The sequence below is a fragment of the Apilactobacillus xinyiensis genome (genome assembly GCF_019656235.1).
Taxonomy (GTDB): domain Bacteria; phylum Bacillota; class Bacilli; order Lactobacillales; family Lactobacillaceae; genus Apilactobacillus; species Apilactobacillus xinyiensis.
Map to the genome: position 1 here is coordinate 1 of NZ_BPLL01000005.1, position 23,607 is coordinate 23,607.

Sequence of the window (23,607 nt, forward strand, 5' to 3'; positions counted from 1 at the left end):
AACCCGCAGAACCCGCAGAACCCGCAGAACCCGCAGAACCCGCAGAACCCGCAGAACCCGCAGAACCCGCAGAACCCGCAGAACCCACAAACAAAATTGTATATTATAATTATAAAAATATTAATTTGCAAAATAATAATGTACTATTTGTTAAAACAAATGAAGTTCTTAACTATAAATTTAAAAATATTAGTAAGTTAAAGACTAAATGCAAAAATTCAAATTATTCATTGAATTATATGAGATATATCATTAGATTATTACGTTAGTTATTTGTATAATTAATGTGCATAGTTTTAGATTTTGAGTTATTATATTAAGTAATGAATTTGGAACTTAATAGTTTATATGATAAACTATATTGTAAAATATGTTGTTGTAAGCCTAAGTGAGCTATTAGGTAGGAGGAATTATCTTGTATAATTTTTTAATGAGTATTATTTGGATAGATTCTGTGTTAATTATAATTTCAGTATTAATGCAACCAGCTAAAACTAATGATGCAATGTCTTCATTAACTGGTGGCGCTGATGATTTATTTGCACATGCAAAACCAAGAGGATTTGAAGCTTTTATGCAGAAAGTAACTGTTGTTTTAGGAGTTATTTTCTTTGTAACTGCACTTGCTTTAGTGTGGTTATCCTCACATTAAAAAAAACTCCTGTAATAATACAGGAGTTTTTTTGATATTAATGAATTTGGCATAAAATTTATAATAATAATGAGGAATGAATTTTGATAGAAAAAAGTTTAAAAGAAGAATTACAAACCGTTTTAGATAATAATATCGACAAAAGCTTTTCAGTTGAAATGTTAGCTGATGAATTAGGCTATCATGGATCAAATGCTTTTAAATTAATTGTTCAGTCTATGGCTGAGCTAGAAAGAGAAAAGAAGTCCATTGTCACTAGTGATGGAAAATTTAAATCTAGTATGAACAATTCTTTACAAGGAATTTTCCATGCTAATCCTAAGGGATTTGGATTTGTCGCTTATGATGAAAATTTATCTGATGCTTTTATTGCACCAGATAACACCATGAATGCTATGAATGGTGATACAGTTGCAATTAAAATTGTTAGAAAAGCTGAAAAGGGTTCAGATAAAGGTCCAGAAGCTAAAATTACTGATATTGTTGAAAGAAGTTATCAACAAGTTGTTGGAGAATTTTTTAAGACCGATGATGATAATGGTTACTATGGACAAGTAAAACTCAAAGATAAGAAACTTAGTAACTTTAAATTTTATGTGACTGAAGTAGGATTAACACCTACGCCAGGTGAAGTTGTTACTGCTGAAATAACTGAATATCCTAGTGCAGAACATCCTGAAGCTTTGGTTGGAATAGCAAAACAAGTTATCGGAAGTGTTGATGATCCCGGAATGGATATTTTACAAATCGTATATGCTCATGATATACCATCACAATTTCCTGAAGATGTTCTTCAAGAAGCCGATGCCATTCCTGATCATATTTCTGAAAAAGATAAACTTGGTAGAGAAGACATTACTGACCAAGATTTAGTTACAATTGATGGTGAAGCTTCAAAAGATTTAGATGATGCGGTTACTGCATGGAAACTACCTAATGGTAATTATCATTTAGGAGTTCATATCGCTGATGTTAGTCATTATGTAAAAGAAGGCAGTTTGTTAGATCAAGAAGCTTATAAACGTGGAACATCAGTTTATTTAACTGATCGAGTAATTCCAATGTTACCAAGAAGATTATCTAATGGAATTTGTTCTTTGAATGAAGGTCAACTTAGATTATGTATGAGTTGTGAAATGGAAATTACACCAACTGGAAATGTGGTTAAGCACCGTATTCATCCAAGTGTTATGAAATCCACTGCCAGAATGACTTATACTAATGTGAATAAGATATTAGAATCACACGATGAAAAAACGATGGAAAGATACAAACGCTTAGTTCCAATGTTTGAAACAATGGGTGAATTACATCGCATTTTATATAAACAACGTAAACGTCGTGGGGCAATTGATTTTGATGATAATGAAGCAGAAATCATTGTTGATAAAAATGGTCATCCAATTGATATTAAAGTACGAGTTCGTGGATTAGCTGAACGTATGATTGAATCTTTTATGTTGGCAGCTAACGAAACTGTAGCTAAAAGTTATTTTGAAAAACATGCTCCTTTCATTTATCGTGTTCATGAAACTCCAGATGGTGAAAGAGTTAAAAAATTCTTTGACTTTCTTTCTGTTTTTGGTATTGATATTAAGGGAGACCCAGAACATCTTAAGCCTAAGATGTTACAAAATGTGTTAAAGAAAGTTGCTGGTAAGCCTGAAGAAGCTGTAGTTTCTGTAATGATGTTACGTAGTTTAAAACAAGCTAAGTATACTGACCAATCTTTGGGTCATTTTGGTTTAGGAGCACAATTCTACACGCACTTTACTTCGCCTATTCGAAGATATCCAGATACAATGGTGCATCGTTTGATTCACTATTATCAAGATAATGGAATTAATCAAAAAACTAAATCTAAATATGCTAGCTTGTTGGAAGAAATTGCTACGCATTCATCTAAATGTGAACGTCGTGAAATTGATGCAGAACGTGATACAGATGCAATGAAGAAAGCTGAATATATGGGAGACCATATTGGTGAAGAATTTGAAGCAACTGTTAGTTCAGTTATGAAGTTTGGGATGTTCATTGAGTTACCAAACACTGTTGAGGGACTAGTACACATTAGTCGAATGAAAGATGACTATTATGAATATATTGATAAATTCATGGCACTAGTAGGTAGAAGAACGCATCGAACTTACCGCATTGGACAACCAATTAAGGTTAAATTAGTTGGTGTTAATGTAGAACAAAGTGAAGTTGATTTTGAAGTTGTTAACCCTCAAGATGCACCATTGTCAAAACTTAGACCAGAAAGAAAAGATAACGGTCGTCATGGAAAGGGTCATTCAAGTCATCGTGGTTCACGTCGACCAAATAAGTTTAGTCATAACAATAAAAATAGCAAGAATTCCAATCATTCTCGTTCTAAATAATAAATTAGAGGTGATTTAATTTGGCTAAAAAGAAACAAAAAGCAAAAGACGATAATCTAATGGCTCAGAACCGTAAAGCTCGACATGATTATAATATTTTACAAACATATGAAGCTGGGGTAGCTTTGACGGGGACTGAAATTAAATCAGTACGAGCTAGAAGATTAAATCTCAAAGATGGTTTTGCACAAATTCGCAATGGAGAAGCTTATTTAATGAATGTGCATATTAGTGAATATGCACAAGGTAATCAATTTAATCATGATCCATTAAGAAATCGTAAATTATTGTTGCATAAACAAGAAATAAAGAGGCTTGCTAACGACACTCAAGGTAAGGGAATTACGATAGTTCCTTTAAAAGTTTATTTAAAACATGGTTATGCTAAGGTCTTATTAGGTGTTGCTGAAGGTAAACGTGAATACGATAAACGTGAAACAATCAAACGTCGTGACCAAGATCGTCAAATTTCAAGAGTTTTAAAGCACTATAAATAAAGGATTCCTATATTAGGAATCCTTTTTTAGTTAACAAAATGTAATCACATCTAAGACTATGATAAAATTAATTTGAGGTGTTTAGCTATGCAACAATTTATTCATAACGACTGGTGGGAACAACTAGAACCAGAATTTCAAAAGGATTATTATCAAAATTTACGCAAATTTTTGGTGGATGAATATAACAACAATTATATTCACCCAAATGCTAATCAAATTTTTGAAACATTCAACTGGACACCCTTTAGTAAAGTTAAAGTGGTTATTTTAGGTCAAGATCCTTATCATGAACCCAATCAGGCTCATGGATTAAGCTTTTCTGTGCTTCCAGGTGTTAAAATTCCACCATCTTTAAGGAATATTTATAAAGAATTGTATGATGATTTAGGAATTAAACCGGTACAGCATGGTTATTTGGAAAAATGGGCTAAGCAAGGCGTTCTATTGTTAAATTCAGTTTTGACCGTTAGAAATGGCCAAGCTTTTTCTCATAAGGGTAAAGGTTGGGAACAGTTAACTGATGTAGCAATTCAAAAATTATCGGCTCGTAAAATGCCAGTTATTTTTATTTTATGGGGCAAGGCGGCTAGTGATAAAATAAAATTAATTGATACAGATACTAATATAGTCATTCAATCGGCTCATCCTAGTCCATTATCAGCTCATCGAGGCTTTTTTGGTTCAAAACCATTTTCTAAAACTAATGAAGCACTAGAAGCATTAGGAGAAAAGCCAATTGATTGGCAATTACCAGAACAAATTAATAAGTGATTAAGTTAGGGGTATATTTATGAATATTTTTGATGAAATGAAAGCAAAAATTAATGGCAAAGGAAAAACAATTGTTTTTCCAGAAGGTAATGATAAAAGAATTATTGATGCTGCAGTTCGCTTAGCTGCTGAAAAATTAATGACACCAATTTTGTTAGGTTCCAAAGAAGATATAACTAATCAAGCTAGTACAAGTGAATTAGAGGGTGTTTCTATTATTGATATCAATGAATACCCTAAAGATAAATTAGATGCAATGATTGATGCTTTATATGAACGTCGTAAAAATAAAAATACTCGTGAACAGGTAGCTGAATGGATTAAGGATGCCAACTATTTTGGTACAATGTTAGTTTACATGGGTATAGCTGATGGAATGGTCTCAGGTGCTGCTCATGCCACTGGAGATACTGTTAGACCAGCTTTACAAATAATAAAAACTAAACCAGGTTATCGTCGCATTTCTGGTTCATTTATTATGCAAAAAGGTAATGAAAAGTATGTATTTGCTGATTGCGCAATTAATATTGAATTAGACGCTGACGGAATGTTGGAAGTTGCTAAACAAAGTGTTGAAACCGCTAAAATGATTGATCTAGATCCTAAAGTTGCCTTTTTGAGTTTTTCTACTAAAGGTTCTGCAAAGGGTGAAATGGTTTCTAAGGTACAAACTGCTGCTGAAAAAGCTCGTCAAGAATTAGATTGTCCTTCTGATGGTGAACTACAATTTGATGCTGCTTTTGTACCTTCAGTAGGTGAAAAGAAAGCTCCTGATTCTAAAGTAGCTGGCCATGCTAATGTATTTGTATTTCCTGAGTTACAATCAGGAAATATTGGCTATAAGATAGCTCAAAGAATGGGTGGTTTTGAAGCTTTTGGACCTATTTTGCAGGGATTAGCTAAACCAGTTTCAGATTTATCTAGAGGTTGCAATGCGGAAGATGTTTATAATGTTGCAATTATCACTGCAGTTCAATCTATTGATTAATTGCTTGAAAGGAACTTTTTAAATGATATCATTGAAAGTTAACAATGCCGAACAGACAATGCAGTATGGTCAAGCCATAGCTCCTTTTTTACAACCCCAAGATGTTATCCTATTAGATGGTGATTTAGGTGCTGGTAAGACTACTTTCACTAAGGGATTGGCTAAAGGTTTAGGTATTAAAAAAAACATAAAGAGTCCAACTTTTACAATTATTAGAGAATATCAAGATGGTCGAATTCCGCTTTATCATATGGATGTTTATCGATTAGATGATGGTAGTGGTGATGAGTTAGGTCTTGATGAGTATTTTAATGGTGATGGAGTTAACGTTATTGAATGGTCACAGTTCGTAGAAGATGAACTACCAGATAACTACTTAAAAATAGTCTTTCATCGAGATGATAGTGAAGGTGATTCTTATCGCAAAATTGATTTTGTGCCGCATGGGAATCATTTTGAACAAATATTAAAAGAAAGTATTGTAAAATAATGTCTGAAGACGAAGTTTCAATTTGCATAGCTGAACCTAATGATGCTGAGAATTTGATAAAAGCATTAAAACAGTTAACTAATGAATCGGATACATTTACAGTCGACCATTCTTTAAGTCAAATTAGTATTAAAGATCAGCAACGTCAAATAATGTTGATTAATCAAACTAGAGATAACATTATTTTAATTGCTAAGCTTCACAATGATAAAGGAATAGATAAAATTATTGGTTTAGTTACGATTCAACAAATTAATGATACTCAATGTGGTGAATTAGGGGTAGCAGTTTTAAAAAACTATTGGAATCAAGGTATAGCTACAGCCCTAATTGAGGAAAGTGTTTATTGGGGAGCTACTTATAGCAATCTCAATGATTTTTATCTAATTGTAAAAAAAGATAATTTTGCAGCTGTTCACTTATATAAAAAAATGGGCTTTAAGCAGTCTAAAAAAAGATTTATTAAGATGGACAATAATCTTAAATCTACTTATGAAATGCATTATTCAATAAAAAAATAAAGCGTTTAAGTTAATAACTCAAACGCTTTATTTTTTTATTTTTATAAATTTTTCAACAAATTGTTTACCATAATTATTATACTGACTAATTAATATATTTGCGCAAGCTAGACTATCGTCTAAAGCATTATGATGATGCTTTAGTTCAATATTAAGCGCATCACACACCGTGTTTAATTTATGATTAGTTAAGTCTGGATAAAGTTCTTTAGAAGTTTTTAGTGTATCTAAGGTTAAATATTTAGGTATTTCTAGATTATATCTAATCAATGATTGTTTTATTACACTATTATCAAATGATGCATTGTGTGCAATAACTAGCTGATTGCTATTAAAAAAATTTTTTAAATGGGACCAAATTTCTGGAAAAGTGGGTGCATCTTGTACATCTTTTTCATGGATTCCATGAACTTTTATGTTACGCCAATTAAAATCGACTTCAGGATTGATTAACGAATAAAATTCGTCAACTACTTTGTTATTTCTAACAACAATTAGTGCAACAGAACAAGCGCTCGCTCTTTTACTTGCTGCGGTTTCAAAATCAATTGCAATAAAATTCATTATTTCCTCCAAATCTATTGTAATGTTTATAATTATCTTATAATTAGTATAGCACGCTATTGATTCAATTATTTACATGGTAAAATATAGTTATATTATTATTTTAATTAAGGATGTAGTCTCATGGAAGATATCACTAAGAAGCTCAATGTAAAGTTTTTACGAAATGAACCATTGTCAAATTTCACCTATACTAAGACTGGTGGGTGTGCTGACTTAGTTGCATTTCCTGAAACATTAGATGATGTAAGTTTAATTAGTAAATATGCTAACAAAAATAATGTTCCTTTAACCATTATTGGTAATGCTAGCAATTTAATTATTAAAGATGGCGGAATTCGTGGAATCGTTATGATTTTACGTGATATTAAAGAAATTAAGAAAATTAGCGATAACAGTTTTGTTGCTGGAGCTGGTGCCGCTTATATAGACGCCTCAATTTTTGCGCAAAAGCATGCTTTATCAGGCTTGGAATTTGCTGCTGGAATTCCTGGTAGTGTTGGTGGTGCAGTATATATGAATGCTGGAGCTTACGGTGGTGAAACTGCTCAGGTTATTGAATCTGTAAAAATTATTGATGAAAATGGTTCAATTAAAGACCTATCAAATGCAGAGATGAATTTTGGATATCGCCATAGTTTAATTCAAGATAAAAAGTATATTGTTCTGGCTGCTACGTTTGTTTTAAAGTCCGACGATGAAAATTTAATTCAAAATCGAATGGATCATTTTAATGCGTTACGTTTTTCTAAGCAACCTTTGAACTTACCATCATGTGGTAGTGTCTTTAAACGTCCAGAGGGTCATTTTGCTGGCAAATTAATTCATGATGCTGGTTTACAAGGATTTCAACTTGGTGGAGCACAAGTTTCAACTAAACATGCTGGCTTTATTGTTAATGTTGACCATGCGACGGCTACAGATTATCTAGATGTAATTAAGCATGTTCAATCTACAGTTTATAAAAACAATAAAATTCATTTAGAGACTGAGGTTAAAATAATAGGAGAAGACTAACAAAAGGAGAGATTTCTGAATGGAAGTTATCGAGGTCATTTTGTTATTAATCGGAATATTATTATTTTCCAATGTAATTAATCATTACATTCCGGCAATACCTGCTAGTCTGATTCAAGTTATTTTAGGATGCGGATTGGCGTTGTTTACTAATTTTCAAATTCCGTTAAGTACAGATTGGTTCTTATTGTTGTTTATTGCGCCGTTATTGTTTAATGATGGTCGACGTTTTCCTAAGAAAGAACTTTGGGAACTTAAAATGCCAATTTTTGGTAATGCAATTGTTTTAGTGTTTTTAACAACGATTGTTGGTGGTTTCTTAATCTATAAATTGATTCCATCTATGCCTTTATCGGTTAGTTTTGCATTAGCAGCTATTTTATCACCAACTGATCCAGTTGCAGTTCAATCAATTGCTAGTAAGGCTAATTTACCATCAAATATTTTGCACTTAGTGAATGGTGAAAGTTTAATTAATGATGCTAGTGGTTTGATTGCATTTAAGTATGCGGTTGCAGCTACTGTTACTGGATACTTTTCTATTTTCAAAGCTGCTGGAGACTTTGTATACACTAGTATCATGGGAGCAATTATTGGTATTTTAACGATGTTAGTAATTACTTCCGTACGTAAGTTTTTATATCGCAAAGGGATTAAAAACGTCATTTTTAACGTTGTTTTACAAATTATTGCACCTTTTTCTATTTATATGCTATCTGAAGAAGTTTTTCATGCTTCAGGAGTAATTGCAGTGGTAACTGCTGGGATTGTTTTGCATATGAAAAACTCAACCAAACAAGCTTTATCTCCAGAGTTAATTTTAATTAATGAAAAAACTTGGGATATCATTATATACATTTTAAATGGGATTGTGTTCTTAATCTTAGGAATTGAATTACCATTCGCTACAGAAGCGGTAATTAAAAGTCTTAAGTTTAATACTTTACAGTCTATTATGTACGCAGTAATTACTTGGCTAGTATTATTAATCATCAGAATTGTTTGGATTACTGGATATCAATTCTTTAGTAACTTATTTAGTGGCAAGAGTCCATTGGATATTGACCTTAGAGTTGCAACGATTGTTGGTTTTTCTGGAGTGAGAGGTGCAATTACAATGGCTGGGGTTTTATCAGTACCAATGTTAACTAGTGCTGGTAAGGCTTTCCCAGATCGTGATTTAATTACTTTTATTGCTTCAGGAGTAATTGTATGTAGCTTAATTGCAGCAGTAATTATTTTGCCACTGATTTCTAGTAATAAAGATACTGTAAAATACGAAAAGCAGGATTTTTGGAATGTTGATAAAGCTAAAATTCACTTATTAAGAGCAGCAATTAACAATATTGATAAGTCTAAGAATCAAGTAAATAAAAATATTATTTACTCTTTAATATGGCAATATCAAATCGCTATTCGGAAATTGAATTTGAAACTTTATAATGATGAACAAACTGAAAAATTTTTACAAGAAGAAGTTAAGATTAGGGAAAAAGCAATTGATTTGGAACGTAAAGTAGCTAAAAATATGTTGAATAATCATCATATTAGTAAAGTGGTTTTCGATGAAATTGAACAAAGAATTAATCATCGAGAATCTGAAGTCTTGTCTGAATTTGACCGTTTTAGTTATGCATTGGAATGGAAATCTGCTTATCAAACGCTTAAAGTCTGGATTTTTAAACAAAATGAAAATGACAAAACTGTAAAAGAATTAAATAGTGCATTAGCCTTAGTTTTTAATTACACAATTAAAGAATTAAGAGAATCATCATTTTCTAGCAATAAAGATTTGGTTAGACAAATTATTTTAGAATATGAAAACTTAGCTTATTTAGTTAAAAACAATAACAATAAATTTAATTACGATGAACAATATCGTAAGTTACAAATTAAGGCTTTTGGGGCTCAAAGAAAAACTATACAGTCATTGTTTGAGGACGGTAAAATCAGTTGGAATACAGCTTCAGATTTAAGACAGGAAATTAATTATCTAGAAAATGTTGAACTTTATTCATCAGAAGAATAAAAAAAGAGGCTTAGGCCTCTTTTTTTATTTACTATTTTTAATATTTTGATAAATCAGTACCATAATCCAACACGTAAAAATTTGAATTATCATCATAATGATTACAAATTTTATCATTGCCGGAGACCACATAGTCAACAGCTGTTTAATTACCACCTTTGGTGATAGCATAATGTATACGGTATGCAATCTTAGGAATCTACCAATAAAAATACCAACTGATGATATAAAAGTTAAAATAATTAAAATTGATATTTTACTTATTTTGCTCTTTATGTTTAATTTGTATGCCAATGTATTAGTTACCTTAAATAGGCTGTAACAACCTAAAATTAAACAAGCAATTACGGTAATCATTAAACATGCATAATTAAACCACATAGTGGAATCTAATCTAAGATTACCTTGCACATATGGATATAATTGTTCTAAATGAAATAGGTCTGTTAATAGATATGGAACGTTTGGATAAAATACAAGCCATATCATAAAAATAGGCCAAGTTAACCAACTGTTTTTAATATGTTCGTTGTCCAACTCTAAACTTAACTCAATGGGGATATATCCTAGTAGAGTATTTAGTAGTAAAAAACTGAATGGTTGTTTTATATTAAAATATAAAAATATTAACCATAATATAAAAAATATTCTTATTTGCCAATTTGTTGATTTATACATGTTAATTCCCCTTAATATTACTTATATTAATTTTAACTTGAAAATACCATTATTTGAACTGAAAACACACATTATTTTTAATATTTTAAATAAATAATATAATAGGAATCTTTTTATTGATAATCAAACTAGTACTCGTCGTGATATAATTAGGTTGAATTGTTATTGGAGGTTATAAAATGGGATTGAACTGGGGTAATTTAATCACACCAAGTAACATTTTAGATATCTTTGTTGTTTGGTTTATAATTTATGAGGTTATTATCCTTTTGAAAGGAACTAAGGCAGTACAATTATTTAGAGGAATATTAGTCATTGCGATATTTAAAATAATTAGTATTGTACTTGGGTTGTCCTCAGTATCATGGATAACTGATCAAGTTATTAACTGGGGAGTTATTGCGATTATTGTTATTTTTCAACCTGAAATTAGAAGAGGGCTTGAACATTTAGGTAGGGGTTCATTGATTAGACATAACCAAAATCAAAATGAATCTAATGAAAAAATGATTAAGTCGTTAGATAAAGCGATTCAGTATATGTCAAAACGAAGGATCGGTGCTTTAATGACGATTCAAATGGATACAGGTTTGGAAGATTACATCGAAACTGGTATCAAACTAGATGCAGACATTACTGGTGAATTACTTATTAATACTTTTATACCGAATACTCCATTGCATGATGGTGCGGTTATTATTAAAAATAATCGTTTAGCAGTGGCAGCTGCATATCTTCCTTTGTCACAAAGTAATTTGATTCCTAAAGAGTTAGGAACTAGACATCGTGCTGCAGTGGGAATTTCTGAAGTAACAGATGCTTTAACTATTGTTATTTCTGAGGAAACTGGGGAAGTATCCATTACTAAAGATAATGAATTAATCCGTGGCTTAACTCGTCAAGATTACTTGAAATTTTTAAAAGATCAGTTCATTAAGGAACAAAGACCTATTAATAATAGTTTAATTAACCTCTTTTTGAATACTTTTAATAAGTTTAAGAACGGAGGTAAGCACGATGAATAAGTTTTTTAATAGTCCATGGTTTTACAGGTTGTTAGCTTTGGTTTTTGCGCTTTTACTATTTTTATATGTAAATCAGTCTAAATTTTTAAATGGTAGTTATAACCAAAATTATACAGACTCTAAAATTACGCAGTTGTCATCTAATAAGCATGAAACTATTTCAGTGCCACTACAACTTAATTTAAACAGTAACAAATATTTTGTTACAGGCTATCCAGAAAAAGTTTCAGTTAAATTATCTGGTCCAGCAGCTTTGGTTATTACTACTGTTAATACACAAAATTTTAAAGTATATGCTAACCTTTCTAATTTAAAAGTGGGAAAGCACAGAGTTAAGTTGTATGAAGAAGGATTAAATAATGAAATTAAATATAGTATTAATCCTGCATATATTAACGTAGAAGTACAAAAACGTAGCACTAAAACTTTTTCAGTTCACGCTAAATTTGATAAAAAGAATATCGCTGATGGTTATCATGCAGGCACGCCTATTTTAGGTACACAGTCTGTTAAAGCTACTGGAGCTGAAAATGAAATTAATAAAATATCTAGCGTTGTGGCTAGATTAAGTATTCCACAAAATGCTAAAGAAACCGTCAGCGCTTCTGCTATCGTTGAGGCTTTGGATTCAGATGGTAAAACAGTTAATGTTATTTTAACGCCATCAACGACGGCAGTAGACTTACCAATTAGTAGTGGAAATAACAAAAAAGTAAGTTTAAAATTTAAAGCGGAACATACTGATTCAAATAAAACTTATTCTATATCTTCTGATGTTTCATCAGTTAAAGTTTTTGGTAGTGAGAAACAGCTATCTGGAATTAAAGATATAACTGTTCCAATTGATGTAGCTGATGTTAAATCTGATACATCTAAAACCGTGCAATTAAGTAAGTTATTAGATGGATACAATGGATTTGATCCAGAAAAAGTTAAAATCAATATAAATGTTAAATAATTTGAAAAAAGTGGGGAATAAAGTATGAAGTATTTTGGTACAGACGGAGTACGTGGTATTGCTAATAAAGATTTAAGTCCAGAATTAGCTTTTAAATGTGGTCGAGCTGGTGGATACGTATTAACTAAACATGCTGAGTCAGATAAACAACCACAAGTTTTAGTTGCTAGAGATACTAGGATTTCTGGTCAAATGCTAGAAGAAGCTTTAATTGCAGGATTGTTATCAGCAGGAATTGAAGTATTACAGTTGGGTGTAATTACTACTCCAGGAGTTGCATATTTAGTTAGAACACAAGATGCTTCAGCAGGTGTTATGATTACTGCTTCACATAATCCAGTTGAATATAATGGAATTAAATTCTTTGGTTCAGATGGATATAAACTATCTGACTCATTAGAAGAAGAAATTGAAGAAATATTAGAAAATGATACTGACGACTTGCCTAGACCAATTGCTAATGGACTAGGTACTGTGGATGACTATTCTGAAGGTAGTCAAAAATATATTCGTTTCTTAGAACAAACTATTCCAGATGATTTATCAGATATGAAAATATGTATAGACTCAGCTAATGGTGCAACTAGTAATCTAGTTTCAAGATTATATGCTGATTTGGGTATCGATTTTGAAACAATGGCAACCATGCCTAATGGATTGAACATTAATGATGGAGTGGGTTCTACTCATCCAGAAAAATTACAAGAGTTTGTTGTTGAAAATAACGCTGAAGTTGGTTTTGCATTTGATGGTGATGGTGATCGTTGTATTGCGGTTGATGAAAAAGGCAATTTAATCAATGGGGATGTCTTGATGTATATTTGTGGTAAATATATGTCAGAACACGGTCGTCTAAAACAAGACACAATTGTTACTACTGTGATGAGTAATTTAGGAATGTATAAAGCGATGGAAGCCCATGGATTAACTAACGTTCAAACCAAAGTTGGTGATCGTTATGTAGTTGAAGAAATGAATAAAGATGGATATAACTTGGGTGGAGAACAATCTGGTCATATTGTATTCCTAGATTTCAACACTACTGGTGATGGATTATTAACCAGTTTACAAGTTATGCATGTTATGAAAGATACAGGAAAAACATTATCTGAATTAGCAGCTGACGTTAAAACTTATCCTCAAAAACTAATTAATGTAAAAGTTAGTGATAAAACAGCAGCTTTAAATAACGAAAAAGTTACTGAAGTTATCCAAAAAGTTGAAAAAGATATGAATGGTGATGGAAGAGTTCTAGTTAGACCTAGTGGAACCGAACCATTGCTAAGAGTTATGACTGAAGCACCAACTAAGGAATTGGTTGATAAGTATACCAATGAAATTGCTGATGTGGTAAAAGCGGAAGTCGGAGTTGAATAAAATCCTTATAATCATTGGTTATTTTTAAATAATCAATGATTTTTTTATTTTTTATATTAAAGTATACCAATTATGACTAATTATATTGACATATATAATAAAAACTTGTAAAGTATATTTTGAGTTAATAATATATTGTATATACCAATTTCTTAATTGAATTGAAAGGAAACAATAATATGTGTGGAATAGTTGGAATTACTGGTAATGAAAATGCTACTAGTATTTTAGTTAATGGATTACAAAAATTAGAATATCGTGGATATGACTCAACTGGAATCTACGTTAATGACCAAAATGGTAAAGATTATCTAGTAAAAAGAACTGGATCAATCGCTAACTTAAAGGCAGCCATTACTGATGATGTTCATGGATCAACTGGGATTGGACATACTCGATGGGCAACTCACGGTGGAGTTACTGTTGAAAATGCTCATCCACAATTTTCTCAAGATAATCGTTTTTATCTTGTACACAATGGTGTTATTGAAAATTTTGAAGAATTAAAATCAACATACTTAAGTGATTTTAAATTTGTATCACAAACTGATACTGAAGTTGCGGTTCAATTGATTGATTATTTCGTTGTTAATAAGGCAATGGATACCAAATCCGCTTTCTTAAAAATGATTTCTTTAATGCAAGGATCATATGGTTTCATGTTAATGGATCGTGAACAACCAGATACTTTGTTTGTTGCTAAGAACAAAAGCCCATTATTAGTAGGTGTGGGTAAAGATTGTAATGTAGTTTGTTCAGATTCGCTAGCTATGTTAGATGTTACACATGATTTCTTAGAGTTAAAAGATGGTGAAGTAGTTACCGTCAAACCAGAATCAGTAACAATTGAAGATCAAAATGGCAATGTTGTTAAAAGAGATACTTTCCATGTTGATACTGATGCTAGTGAAACTGAAAAGGATGTTTATCCTTACTACATGCTAAAAGAAATTGATGAACAACCTAACGTTATGCGTAAATTGTCAGCTAAATACTTAGACGAAAACGGTAATCCGGTTTTTGATAAAAAATTATTAGAAACAATGCAAAAAGCTGATCGTTTATACATTGTAGGAGCAGGTACTAGTTACCATGCTGGATTAGTTGGTAAAAACTTATTTGAAAAATTAGTTAATGTACCAACTGAAGTGCATGTTTCATCTGAATTTGCTTACAATCAACCAATCATTTCAGATAATCCATTCTTTATCTTCCTATCACAAAGTGGTGAAACTGCTGATAGCCGTGAAGTATTGGTTAATGTTAATAAAAAAGAATTTCCAAGTTTAACAATTACTAATGTAGAGAACTCTACTCTTTCTAGAGAAGCAACATTTACATTACTACTTGAAGCTGGTCCAGAAATATCAGTAGCTTCTACTAAAGCTTATACGGCTCAAATTGCTTTAGAAGCTATTTTAGCTAAGAGTTTAGGTGAATTTAAAGATATTGACTTTGCTAAAAAATTTGATGTAAAACAACAATTAGGTTTAGTAGCAACTGGAATGCAATCCATTGTAGATGAAAAAGAAACAATTGATGAATTATCTAAAAAATATTTTGTAAATGCTAAGCAATCATTCTATATTGGTAGAGGTACTGATTACTTTGTTTCTTTAGAAGCTGCATTGAAATTAAAAGAAATTTCTTATATTCAAGCAGAAGGTTTTGCATCTGGCGAATTGAAGCATGGAACTATCGCTTTAATTGAAGATGGAACACCAGTTGTAGGTTTGATTACCCAAGCTAACACAGCAAGTTTAACTAGATCTAATTTGCAAGAAACTATGTCTAGAGGAGCTCAAAAGATCACAATAGTTAGTGATGAACTATCTCGAGAAGACGATGATATTATTATTCCAACTGTTGATGAGTTACTTGCTCCATTATTAAGCGTTATTCCTGCTCAATTGCTTGCTTATTACACTAGTCTAAATAAAGGATTAGACGTAGATAAGCCTCGTAATCTAGCAAAAAGTGTTACAGTAGAATAGAATATAAAAATAAAAGTCCTCGTTGAGGGCTTTTTAATTTGGAGATGTAATTATGAAATTTACTAAAAAGCATAAAAATAATCAAAGTAGTAAAAAACGTAAAGAACAGACATGGGAAAAGTTTAAAAATCAACAGAACAATTTAAGTGCTAATCGTCGTGGAATTAAAAGATAATTCTTATATTTTACATGATTTTAAATAAAATTTAATAATATTATGGTATGCTTAAATTTATAATTATACTTATATTTGGGAGCGAAAATTATTAAATTATGTATAGAAAATTTATGAAATATACCTTATTATCTATTTTATCAGTATTATTTATAACAAGTGTTACCACTTTAGCTGATAATAATCAAAATAATACATCTAATGGTAACAGCTTTAGTAATGCTCAACCTTATCAAGCTACTTTTTTTAATAGTATAAAAGATAGTGCTGTATCTATTGCGAACAAAAACGATTTGTTTCCATCAATTATGATGGCACAGGCTGCGTTGGAAAGTGGATATGGGACTAGTTCTTTAGCTGTAAATGCTAACAATTATTTTGGTATTAAAGGGAATTATCAAGGACAAAGTACCAGTATGAATACTAGTGAATATGGTAGTAACGGTGCTTATAATACCACCGCTAACTTTAGGAAGTATCCTAGCTCTGCAGAAAGTTTACAGGATTACGCTACTTTTTTAAATACTCCTAGATATAGTAATGTTCATCGTTCAGTAGCTGGAACTTATCAAATTGCTGCTCAAAACTTGGTTCAAGATGGATACGCGACTGATCCTAATTATTCTTTTAAATTGATTAAACTAATTAATGATAATGCTCTTTTCACGTTTGATAATAATTCATCAAATAATAGTTCACAGAATAATAGTTCATCTAATAATGATCAGAATAATAACTCTAAAAATGATAATTCATCTAATAATAATCAAAATAGTAGTTCAAATAACAATAATTCTGCTCAGAATAAACCTAAACAACCAGTTCAAAAAAACACTTTAGCAACAGCTACTTACTTTAGCGGTAGTCATCCTATATCAGTAACTCTATCTAATAATTTTAGTAAATATAATCTTTATAATCATGTAAAAGATACGCGTAAAAAAGTAACTAAGTATAAATGGTTTTCTAATTTAAGAGCTGGTAACATTGTTAATGTTGACTTAATGGCAGTTCAAAATCATAATGGTAAAAATTCAATCTGGTATCGATTAGATTTACACGAAGGCAAATCTACTAAAAAGTATTGGGTTTATAATAAAGCAGTAGTTTTTCCTAAAATAAACTATCAAAAAGTTAATAAACAATTTATTTTAGATAAATTTAATCCACGTGATGCTTATAATCATGTCTATAGTTATAATAAAATGGCTATGAAAATTGATTCATCAATTAACTTTCAAGTAAAGAAAGTTTTTGCTGATATGGAAGCTACTTTCTATATTAATGGTATGAAGGCTACATGGTACCGTATTAATGTTAAAGGTTATGGTAAAGTTTGGATTGATTCTAATGGATTAATTAATACTGAAAAGAATGCTAAATATTATCCTGAAAACGGAACTAAAACATTGTCTTCTAATTACAAAAAATTTAAACTTTATAATCATATTCCTGGCACCAATAAGAATGAAATTAAACAAAATTGGAATGGAATTAATTTAACCGATAAAGTAGTTAGCTACGACTTAAAGGGAGTTAGGGTTAAATACGCAACTGTTTGGTATCGAATCTTTTTAAATAATAAAAGTTACTGGATATCATCACAAGCATTTGCTCAATAATGTTATATATTAATTTGATATAATAAGTCATTAGTTTTATAATTATTAAATTGAAATAATTTATAGGAAGTATTGAAATGTCTAAAGATTACAAAATAAAAGTTGAAAACGTAACCAAAGAATATGATTTATTTAAAACACAAACTGATAAATTAAAGTCATTTTTTTCTCTAAAGACAAACGTTCCACATTTTTGGTCTTTAATGGGAGTGTCATTTGAAGTTAAACCAGGTGAAACTTTAGGTTTAATTGGAGTTAACGGTTCTGGTAAATCAACTATTTCTAACATAATTTCTGGAATTATTCCACAAACTACAGGAACTGTCGATGTAAAAGGAGATACTTCGATTGTTGCAATTAATGCGGGATTACGTAAAAATTTAACTGGTAGAGAAAATATTAGATTGAAGTCTTTAATGCAAGGTCTTACCAATGAAGAAATTGACGATATGATGCAAGATATCATTGCTTTTGCTGATATTGGTGATTTTGTCGACCAACCAGTTAAGAGTTATTCTAGTGGTATGAAATCTAGACTAGGTTTTTCAATTGCTGTGCATATAAAACCAGATATTTTGATTATCGATGAAGCTCTATCTGTCGGTGATGATACTTTTTATCAAAAATGTGTTGATAAAATATCTGATTTTAAAAAAGAAGGCAAAACAATTGTTTTTGTTAGCCATTCTTTACGTCAGATTGAATTTCTATGTGATCGTGTTGCATGGATTAATTACGGTAAATTAAGGGCGATTGGTCCAACTAAAGAAGTTTTAACTAAGTATCGTGAATTTATTGCTTGGTTTAAATCTTTATCTAAAAAAGATAAAAAAGATTTTGAGAAAAAGCAAAAAGATATCCAAAAAGAATTTGATATTAACCAGTATCAAAAAAATCTAATTGAAGAAGAAAAGCAAAATGGTCATGATGAACATGTTGCTGAAAATAATGTTAAAAAACGCTTATTTGGTTCAGTTATTAGCGAAAAAATGTCAATATCAACTAAATTAATAACTTGGTTGGTAGCGTTTTTAACTGTTTTCTTTTGCTTATTAAATGTTTCAGGTCATTCATTAAAACACGTTGTAGAACATCCTAAATCAATTGTGCATCCAACTAAAAAATTAAAATTGCCTAAGAAATTAGAAAAACAAGCTAAAGTTAAAAAAGCACATACACATAAGCATGCTAAAGAAAATGTTAATACATCTAAAAAATAAAATCCGTTGATTAAAACGGATTTTTTTACTTTGAGGAGATTTTGTATTATGAAAAATGAAGAAAAATTAGATTTGATTGAAGAAATAACTTTAAATGACGGTACTAAATATATGGAAATAAGCAATATGGTACAAAATGGACGAGCAGAATTAGCTGCTGAACGTGGATTAATTAAGCAAGTAAGAATTCTACAATTGAATATTCCACATTCAGTACATGTTGCTAATTATGAAAAATACATTAACGAAAATTTTGAAATGCCAGATGAAAACTTAACTAAATTTGAAGTCTGGAAAAAGACGCCAGCAATGCAAAACGAGGTAAAAATGATTTTAAATGAGAATCATATTGGTTAGTATTTGTAAATAAGTGTAATGTTTCGTAAATACATTTGTAACTATTAAATGTTACTATTTATTTAGAAGTTAATTAGACTAGCTATAAAAATAAGAGGGTTATTATGATTAAAAAAATTAATAAAAAATGGATAGTTACTTTAACAGCAATCTTTTCATTTTTAGTATTTACTATAATAGGTATTAATTCTGTTAATGCAGCATCTTTAAATCATTATGTATACAAAAATAACATTAAACCTGCTAAAATAACTAACGATATTTGGAGCGGATTTCCACATTATAAGTATTCAGGTGGTAAACCTAAAGGAGTAGTTATTCATGAAACTGCTAATCCACACTCTAATATATATAGTGAAATAGCATATATGAAAAAACATTGGAAAAATGCTTTTGTACACTCTTTTGTTGATGATAAAAGAATAATTAATATTGCTAATACTAACTATTTATCATGGGGTGTAGGTTATCCAGGAAACGCTAGGTTTATTCAATTTGAACAAATTGAAGTGCATAGCAAAAAGGCATTTGCTAAAGAGGTAAATAATTCAGCTTACTATACAGCTTATTTACTACACAAATATAATTTACCTGCTGTTAGTGCAGAAAGCACTGGTAAGGGAACTGTTTGGTCTCATAAGTCAGTAGCAAAACATTTAGGTGGATCTAATCATACGGACCCAATTGGATATTACAAAAATAATGGCAAGAAGTTTTTTGGCAAAGCATATACTATGTCTGAATTTTTTAGTTTAGTAAAACACTATTATAATAATGCTTCTACTAATAATTCTACTAACAATAATAATGGTTCTACTGATAATAATGTTGAAGATAAATCTATCTCTTCATCTAGCAGTAATAGTAGCAATGTTGTAAACGGTGTTACATATAATGACGGTTCGGGCAAAGATGTTGCTAAATTAAGTTATAATTACGCTAAATATGGTATTTATAATCATGTGAAAAATGCCGGTTATAAGACTGTTAGTTATAAATGGAAAAAATTAGGTGTTAGAGCTGAGCAAACAGTTTATGTCAATAATCGTGCTATCCACAATAAAAATCATAGTGTTTGGTATCGAATTAAGCTTTCTGATAACGTTAATGCTAAAACTTACTGGGTTCCAGAAAGTGCATTAAATTTTAGTGCGGTACAGTATAGTAATAGTAATGATACAATGACTTTTAACGGAATTGAACATTCAATGTACGATAATATTCCTAATTCTAAATATTTATCCAATGAAAAAATGAACAATGCTAGTTTATTAGGTCATAGCGTGAATGTGGTGCAAAAAGCTACTGTGAATGATAATAGTGGTAAAAATAATGTTTGGTATAAAGTATCAATCGATAACAATCATTATTGGGTTAATGAAGATGCCTTTGTTAAATAAAATCGTTATGTAAAACAAAAAGAACATGCTTTAAGCATGTTCTTTTTTATGTGTCCGAATGTTCTTCTAAAAAATAATAGCGAGAATACTAATAAATTAAGATTATTCGGTAGAATTAAACAATTCCTAATGTATGTACGTTTTATTATAACTTATATCAAAAAAAATCACAATTATGTTTTGACTATCTTCTCACTCTTTGTTAAAATTTGATTAAAATAATATTAAGAAAAGATGATGATTATATGAATAAAGTTAATGCAAAAGAAATTGATTGGAACAATTTAGGTTTCTCATATATGGACCTACCATATCGATTTAAAGCCATGTATAAAAATGGTGAGTGGCAAGAAGGAGAATTGACTGAGGACAGTAGTTTAAACATGAGTGAGGCGGCAACAGTACTTCACTATGGTCAAGCTGATTTCGAAGGGATGAAAGCTTATCGTACTAAGGATGGTAGTATTCAACTGTTTAGACCTGATCGAAACGCTCACCGAATGCATAATAGTTGTGAAAGACTATTAATGCCACCATATCCGGAAGATAAGTTTGTTGAAGCGGTTAAGAAGGTGGTTAAAGCTAATGCTGACTTTGTGCCACCATATGGTACCGGTGGTACTCTATATATTCGTCCATTAATGATTGGAGTAGGTCCTACTATTGGTGTTCATCCTTCAGACGAATACTTATTTACAGTATTTGCTATGCCAGTAGGTAATTACTTTAAAGGTGGATTAACACCTACTAACTTTGTTACTTCAGAGTATGATCGAGCTGCTCACATGGGTACTGGTCAAAGTAAAGTCGGTGGAAATTATGCTGCTAGTTTATTACCAGGTGATAATGCACATAAAAAAGGTTTCTCAGATGTATTATATTTAGATCCATTGACACATCAAAAAATTGAGGAAGTTGGTTCAGCAAACTTCTTTGGTATTACGAAGGATAATCGCTTTATAACTCCGGATTCTCCATCAATCTTACCAAGTATTACTAAGTATTCTTTATTGTGGTTAGCAGAACATCGCTTGAATTTAAAAGCTGAACAATCAGATGTTTATATTGATGATTTAGATAAATTTAAAGAAGCTGGTGCTTGTGGGACTGCCGCTGTTATTTCACCAATTGGTGGAATTCAGCATGGTGATGATTTCCATGTATTTTACAGTGAAACAGAAGTTGGACCATTAACTAAAAAACTTTATGATTTATTAACTGGGATTCAGTTTGGAGATGTAGAAGCTCCAGAAGGTTGGATTCAAAAAGTTGAATAATATGATATAATATACACATATAATAAATTGGTTGAAAGTTACTACTTTTCAAGAATCTGTTCTCGTTTTGGGTTGGCGGGAATAGGGGATTAGTAGTAGCTTTTTTTGTATTTAAGGAGGAATTATATGCATGATTTACCTATATTAACGCTTATATTGTTTTTAAGTTTATTGGCTAATTATTTGTGTAAAAAAATTCAAATGCCAGCCGTAATTGGTCAAATGTTCATTGGTATTGTTTTTGGCCCAGCATTATTTAATATTATTAAACCTTCAGAATTTATCACCATTTTTGCTGAAATTGGGGTTATTCTTTTAATGTTTATAGCTGGTTTAGAAAGTAATTTATCTTTATTAAAAAAATATTTTAAACCTAGTATGTTAGTAGCTATTTTTGGAGTTATATTTCCATTAATTGGAATGTATTTAGCTAGTTACTATCACGGATTAAATGTAAAAGATAGTATGTTTGTCAGTGTCATTTTTGCAGCGACTTCAGTTTCTATTTCCGTAGAAGTTTTAAAGGAAATGGGTAAATTAAATAGTAAAGAGGGAATTACTATTTTAGGAGCTGCGGTAGCTGATGATGTAATTGCAATTTTACTACTTAGTTTTGCTAGTTTCTTTTTAGGTTCACAAAATAGTGGAAGTAGTAATATTGTAATGGTTATTTTATTACAAATTTTATTCTTTATTTTAGTTTTAATGTTTATAAAATTTGGAGCTAAATTGATGTTGTCACTTGCATATCATTTAAAAATTAACTTGACGATATTATCATTAGCAGTATGTTTCTTAGCCGCTTATTTAGCTGAATTATGTGATTTAAGTTCAATTACAGGTGCTTTTTTTGCCGGAATTGCTATTTCTCAAACACCGTTTAAAAAGAAAATTCGTCGTAACACTGAAACTATTGGTTATTCATTGTTCATACCGATATTTTTTGTTAATATCGGATTAAGTCTACAGTTTAATGGTATTTTTAATCAACTATTATTGTTAACAACAATTACTATTTTATCTATTTTTACTAAACTATTTGGAGCTGGTCTAGGAGCTAAGTTAAGTGGATTTTCTTTGAATAGTTCGACAATTGTTGGTTCAGGAATGGTTTCTAGAGGTGAAGTAGCCTTGATTATTGCTCAAATAGGTTTAAGTAGACATTTAATTTCTGAAAATTATTATTCAGTTATTATTGCAGCTGTAGTTATAACTACATTTTTATCACCATTTATTTTGAGACAAAGTATTGTTTGGAAAAAGAGGTTAAGTCATCATGAATAAGCATCCGTTCATTAAAGAGATATCGTTAAACATTTTACTGTTAGTATTTCCGCTAATTTTTATTTTAAGTTCTATTGGTAATTTGCCACACATGCGACCATTGTATTTAGTAGGAATATTATTACTAGGTATGATTAGTTTAATGATGGCACCAATTTATTTTTATTACTGGTATAGTCATAAAAATAAAAAAAGTTTATCTTATAGAAAAGGATTAGCGATATTGTATTTAATTTTGTTGATGTTTTGTGTATTAAATATTATATAAATAAAAAAGAAACTGACTTTATATTATAAAAGTCAGTTTCTTTTTTATTTATATTA

The 23,607-nt window shown here is 30.5% G+C and carries 23 protein-coding genes and 1 pseudogene; 22 read left to right on the plus strand and 2 right to left on the minus strand.

The features are described from left to right. From K5Q11_RS01890 to K5Q11_RS01925, 8 genes are all read left to right on the plus strand, one after another. Positions 1-269 (plus strand): hypothetical protein (locus K5Q11_RS01890; RefSeq protein ID WP_220751033.1); only part of this gene is annotated, 269 nt, incomplete at its 5' end. A gap of 146 nt (positions 270-415) precedes the next feature. Next, the gene (gene secG, locus K5Q11_RS01895) at positions 416-652 is read left to right on the plus strand and encodes a preprotein translocase subunit SecG (RefSeq protein WP_220727904.1); all 237 of its coding nucleotides are present in this window, start codon (positions 416-418) and stop codon (positions 650-652) included. Between the two features lie 83 nt (positions 653-735). Continuing rightward, positions 736-3,036, plus strand: coding sequence for a ribonuclease R (gene rnr / locus K5Q11_RS01900; RefSeq protein ID WP_220751034.1), 2,301 nt, complete (start codon positions 736-738; stop codon positions 3,034-3,036). A gap of 20 nt (positions 3,037-3,056) precedes the next feature. Further along, positions 3,057-3,533, plus strand: a complete 477-nt coding sequence (gene smpB / locus K5Q11_RS01905) for an SsrA-binding protein SmpB (RefSeq protein WP_220751035.1) — start codon at positions 3,057-3,059, stop codon at positions 3,531-3,533. 87 nt (positions 3,534-3,620) lie between these two features. Beyond that, a complete protein-coding gene (locus tag K5Q11_RS01910; RefSeq protein ID WP_220751036.1) occupies positions 3,621-4,307 on the plus strand; it encodes a uracil-DNA glycosylase in 687 nt (228 codons plus the stop codon). 19 nt (positions 4,308-4,326) lie between these two features. After that, a complete protein-coding gene (pta, locus tag K5Q11_RS01915; protein WP_220751037.1) occupies positions 4,327-5,295 on the plus strand; it encodes a phosphate acetyltransferase in 969 nt (322 codons plus the stop codon). Positions 5,296-5,317: 22 nt separating this feature from the next. Continuing rightward, the gene (gene tsaE, locus K5Q11_RS01920; RefSeq protein WP_220727899.1) at positions 5,318-5,785 is read left to right on the plus strand and encodes a tRNA (adenosine(37)-N6)-threonylcarbamoyltransferase complex ATPase subunit type 1 TsaE; all 468 of its coding nucleotides are present in this window, start codon (positions 5,318-5,320) and stop codon (positions 5,783-5,785) included. Further along, positions 5,785-6,306 carry a GNAT family N-acetyltransferase gene (locus K5Q11_RS01925; protein WP_220727898.1) on the plus strand — a complete coding sequence of 174 codons (522 nt, stop codon included), beginning with the start codon at positions 5,785-5,787 and terminating at the stop codon, positions 6,304-6,306. The genes tsaE and K5Q11_RS01925 overlap by 1 nt, the downstream gene beginning before the upstream one ends. 27 nt (positions 6,307-6,333) lie before the next feature. Here the strand turns inward: K5Q11_RS01925 and K5Q11_RS01930 are convergent, their stop codons facing one another. Then, a complete protein-coding gene (locus K5Q11_RS01930) occupies positions 6,334-6,870 on the minus strand; it encodes a 3'-5' exonuclease (RefSeq protein ID WP_220751038.1) in 537 nt (178 codons plus the stop codon). Positions 6,871-6,993: 123 nt separating this feature from the next. Here K5Q11_RS01930 and murB point away from each other — a divergent pair, with 123 nt between their 5' ends. Both murB and K5Q11_RS01940 read left to right on the plus strand, forming a co-directional pair. Next, entirely contained in the window at positions 6,994-7,887 is an 894-nt protein-coding gene (gene murB / locus K5Q11_RS01935) for a UDP-N-acetylmuramate dehydrogenase (RefSeq protein ID WP_220751039.1), read from the plus strand. Between the two features lie 19 nt (positions 7,888-7,906). Then, entirely contained in the window at positions 7,907-9,916 is a 2,010-nt protein-coding gene (locus tag K5Q11_RS01940) for a Na+/H+ antiporter (RefSeq protein WP_220751040.1), read from the plus strand. Positions 9,917-9,940: 24 nt separating this feature from the next. On the opposite strand, the gene K5Q11_RS01945 is transcribed toward K5Q11_RS01940, so the two are convergent. Further along, on the minus strand, positions 9,941-10,594 hold the full coding sequence (locus tag K5Q11_RS01945) for a DUF1361 domain-containing protein (RefSeq protein WP_220751041.1): 654 nt from the start codon (positions 10,592-10,594) through the stop codon (positions 9,941-9,943). 179 nt (positions 10,595-10,773) lie between these two features. Between K5Q11_RS01945 and cdaA the strand changes: the two genes are divergently transcribed. From cdaA to K5Q11_RS02000, 12 genes and pseudogenes are all read left to right on the plus strand, one after another. Continuing rightward, a complete protein-coding gene (gene cdaA, locus K5Q11_RS01950; protein WP_220727893.1) occupies positions 10,774-11,619 on the plus strand; it encodes a diadenylate cyclase CdaA in 846 nt (281 codons plus the stop codon). Then, the gene (locus tag K5Q11_RS01955) at positions 11,612-12,577 is read left to right on the plus strand and encodes a CdaR family protein (protein ID WP_220727892.1); all 966 of its coding nucleotides are present in this window, start codon (positions 11,612-11,614) and stop codon (positions 12,575-12,577) included. The genes cdaA and K5Q11_RS01955 overlap by 8 nt, the downstream gene beginning before the upstream one ends. 24 nt (positions 12,578-12,601) lie before the next feature. Then, entirely contained in the window at positions 12,602-13,954 is a 1,353-nt protein-coding gene (gene glmM, locus K5Q11_RS01960; protein ID WP_220751042.1) for a phosphoglucosamine mutase, read from the plus strand. A gap of 179 nt (positions 13,955-14,133) precedes the next feature. Beyond that, entirely contained in the window at positions 14,134-15,948 is a 1,815-nt protein-coding gene (gene glmS / locus K5Q11_RS01965; protein ID WP_220751057.1) for a glutamine--fructose-6-phosphate transaminase (isomerizing), read from the plus strand. Positions 15,949-16,000: 52 nt separating this feature from the next. Continuing rightward, positions 16,001-16,123, plus strand: a complete 123-nt coding sequence (locus tag K5Q11_RS07530) for a hypothetical protein (RefSeq protein WP_282575948.1) — start codon at positions 16,001-16,003, stop codon at positions 16,121-16,123. Between the two features lie 113 nt (positions 16,124-16,236). Continuing rightward, on the plus strand, positions 16,237-17,745 hold the full coding sequence (locus K5Q11_RS01970; protein WP_220751043.1) for a glycoside hydrolase family 73 protein: 1,509 nt from the start codon (positions 16,237-16,239) through the stop codon (positions 17,743-17,745). A gap of 77 nt (positions 17,746-17,822) precedes the next feature. After that, positions 17,823-18,860, plus strand: a pseudogene (locus K5Q11_RS01975) (ABC transporter ATP-binding protein); the annotation flags it as partial. 153 nt (positions 18,861-19,013) lie between these two features. After that, positions 19,014-19,322, plus strand: coding sequence for a hypothetical protein (locus tag K5Q11_RS01980; protein WP_220751045.1), 309 nt, complete (start codon positions 19,014-19,016; stop codon positions 19,320-19,322). Positions 19,323-19,426: 104 nt separating this feature from the next. Continuing rightward, complete coding sequence (locus tag K5Q11_RS01985) at positions 19,427-20,722, plus strand: peptidoglycan recognition protein family protein (protein WP_220751046.1); 1,296 nt, start codon at positions 19,427-19,429, stop codon at positions 20,720-20,722. A 245-nt stretch (positions 20,723-20,967) separates the two neighbouring features. Then, positions 20,968-21,999, plus strand: coding sequence for a branched-chain amino acid aminotransferase (locus K5Q11_RS01990; protein WP_220751047.1), 1,032 nt, complete (start codon positions 20,968-20,970; stop codon positions 21,997-21,999). A gap of 126 nt (positions 22,000-22,125) precedes the next feature. Further along, the gene (locus K5Q11_RS01995; RefSeq protein WP_220751048.1) at positions 22,126-23,283 is read left to right on the plus strand and encodes a cation:proton antiporter; all 1,158 of its coding nucleotides are present in this window, start codon (positions 22,126-22,128) and stop codon (positions 23,281-23,283) included. Further along, a complete protein-coding gene (locus tag K5Q11_RS02000; RefSeq protein WP_220751049.1) occupies positions 23,276-23,551 on the plus strand; it encodes a hypothetical protein in 276 nt (91 codons plus the stop codon). Before K5Q11_RS01995 ends, K5Q11_RS02000 begins: the two co-directional genes overlap by 8 nt. Positions 23,552-23,607: the final 56 nt, after the last annotated feature.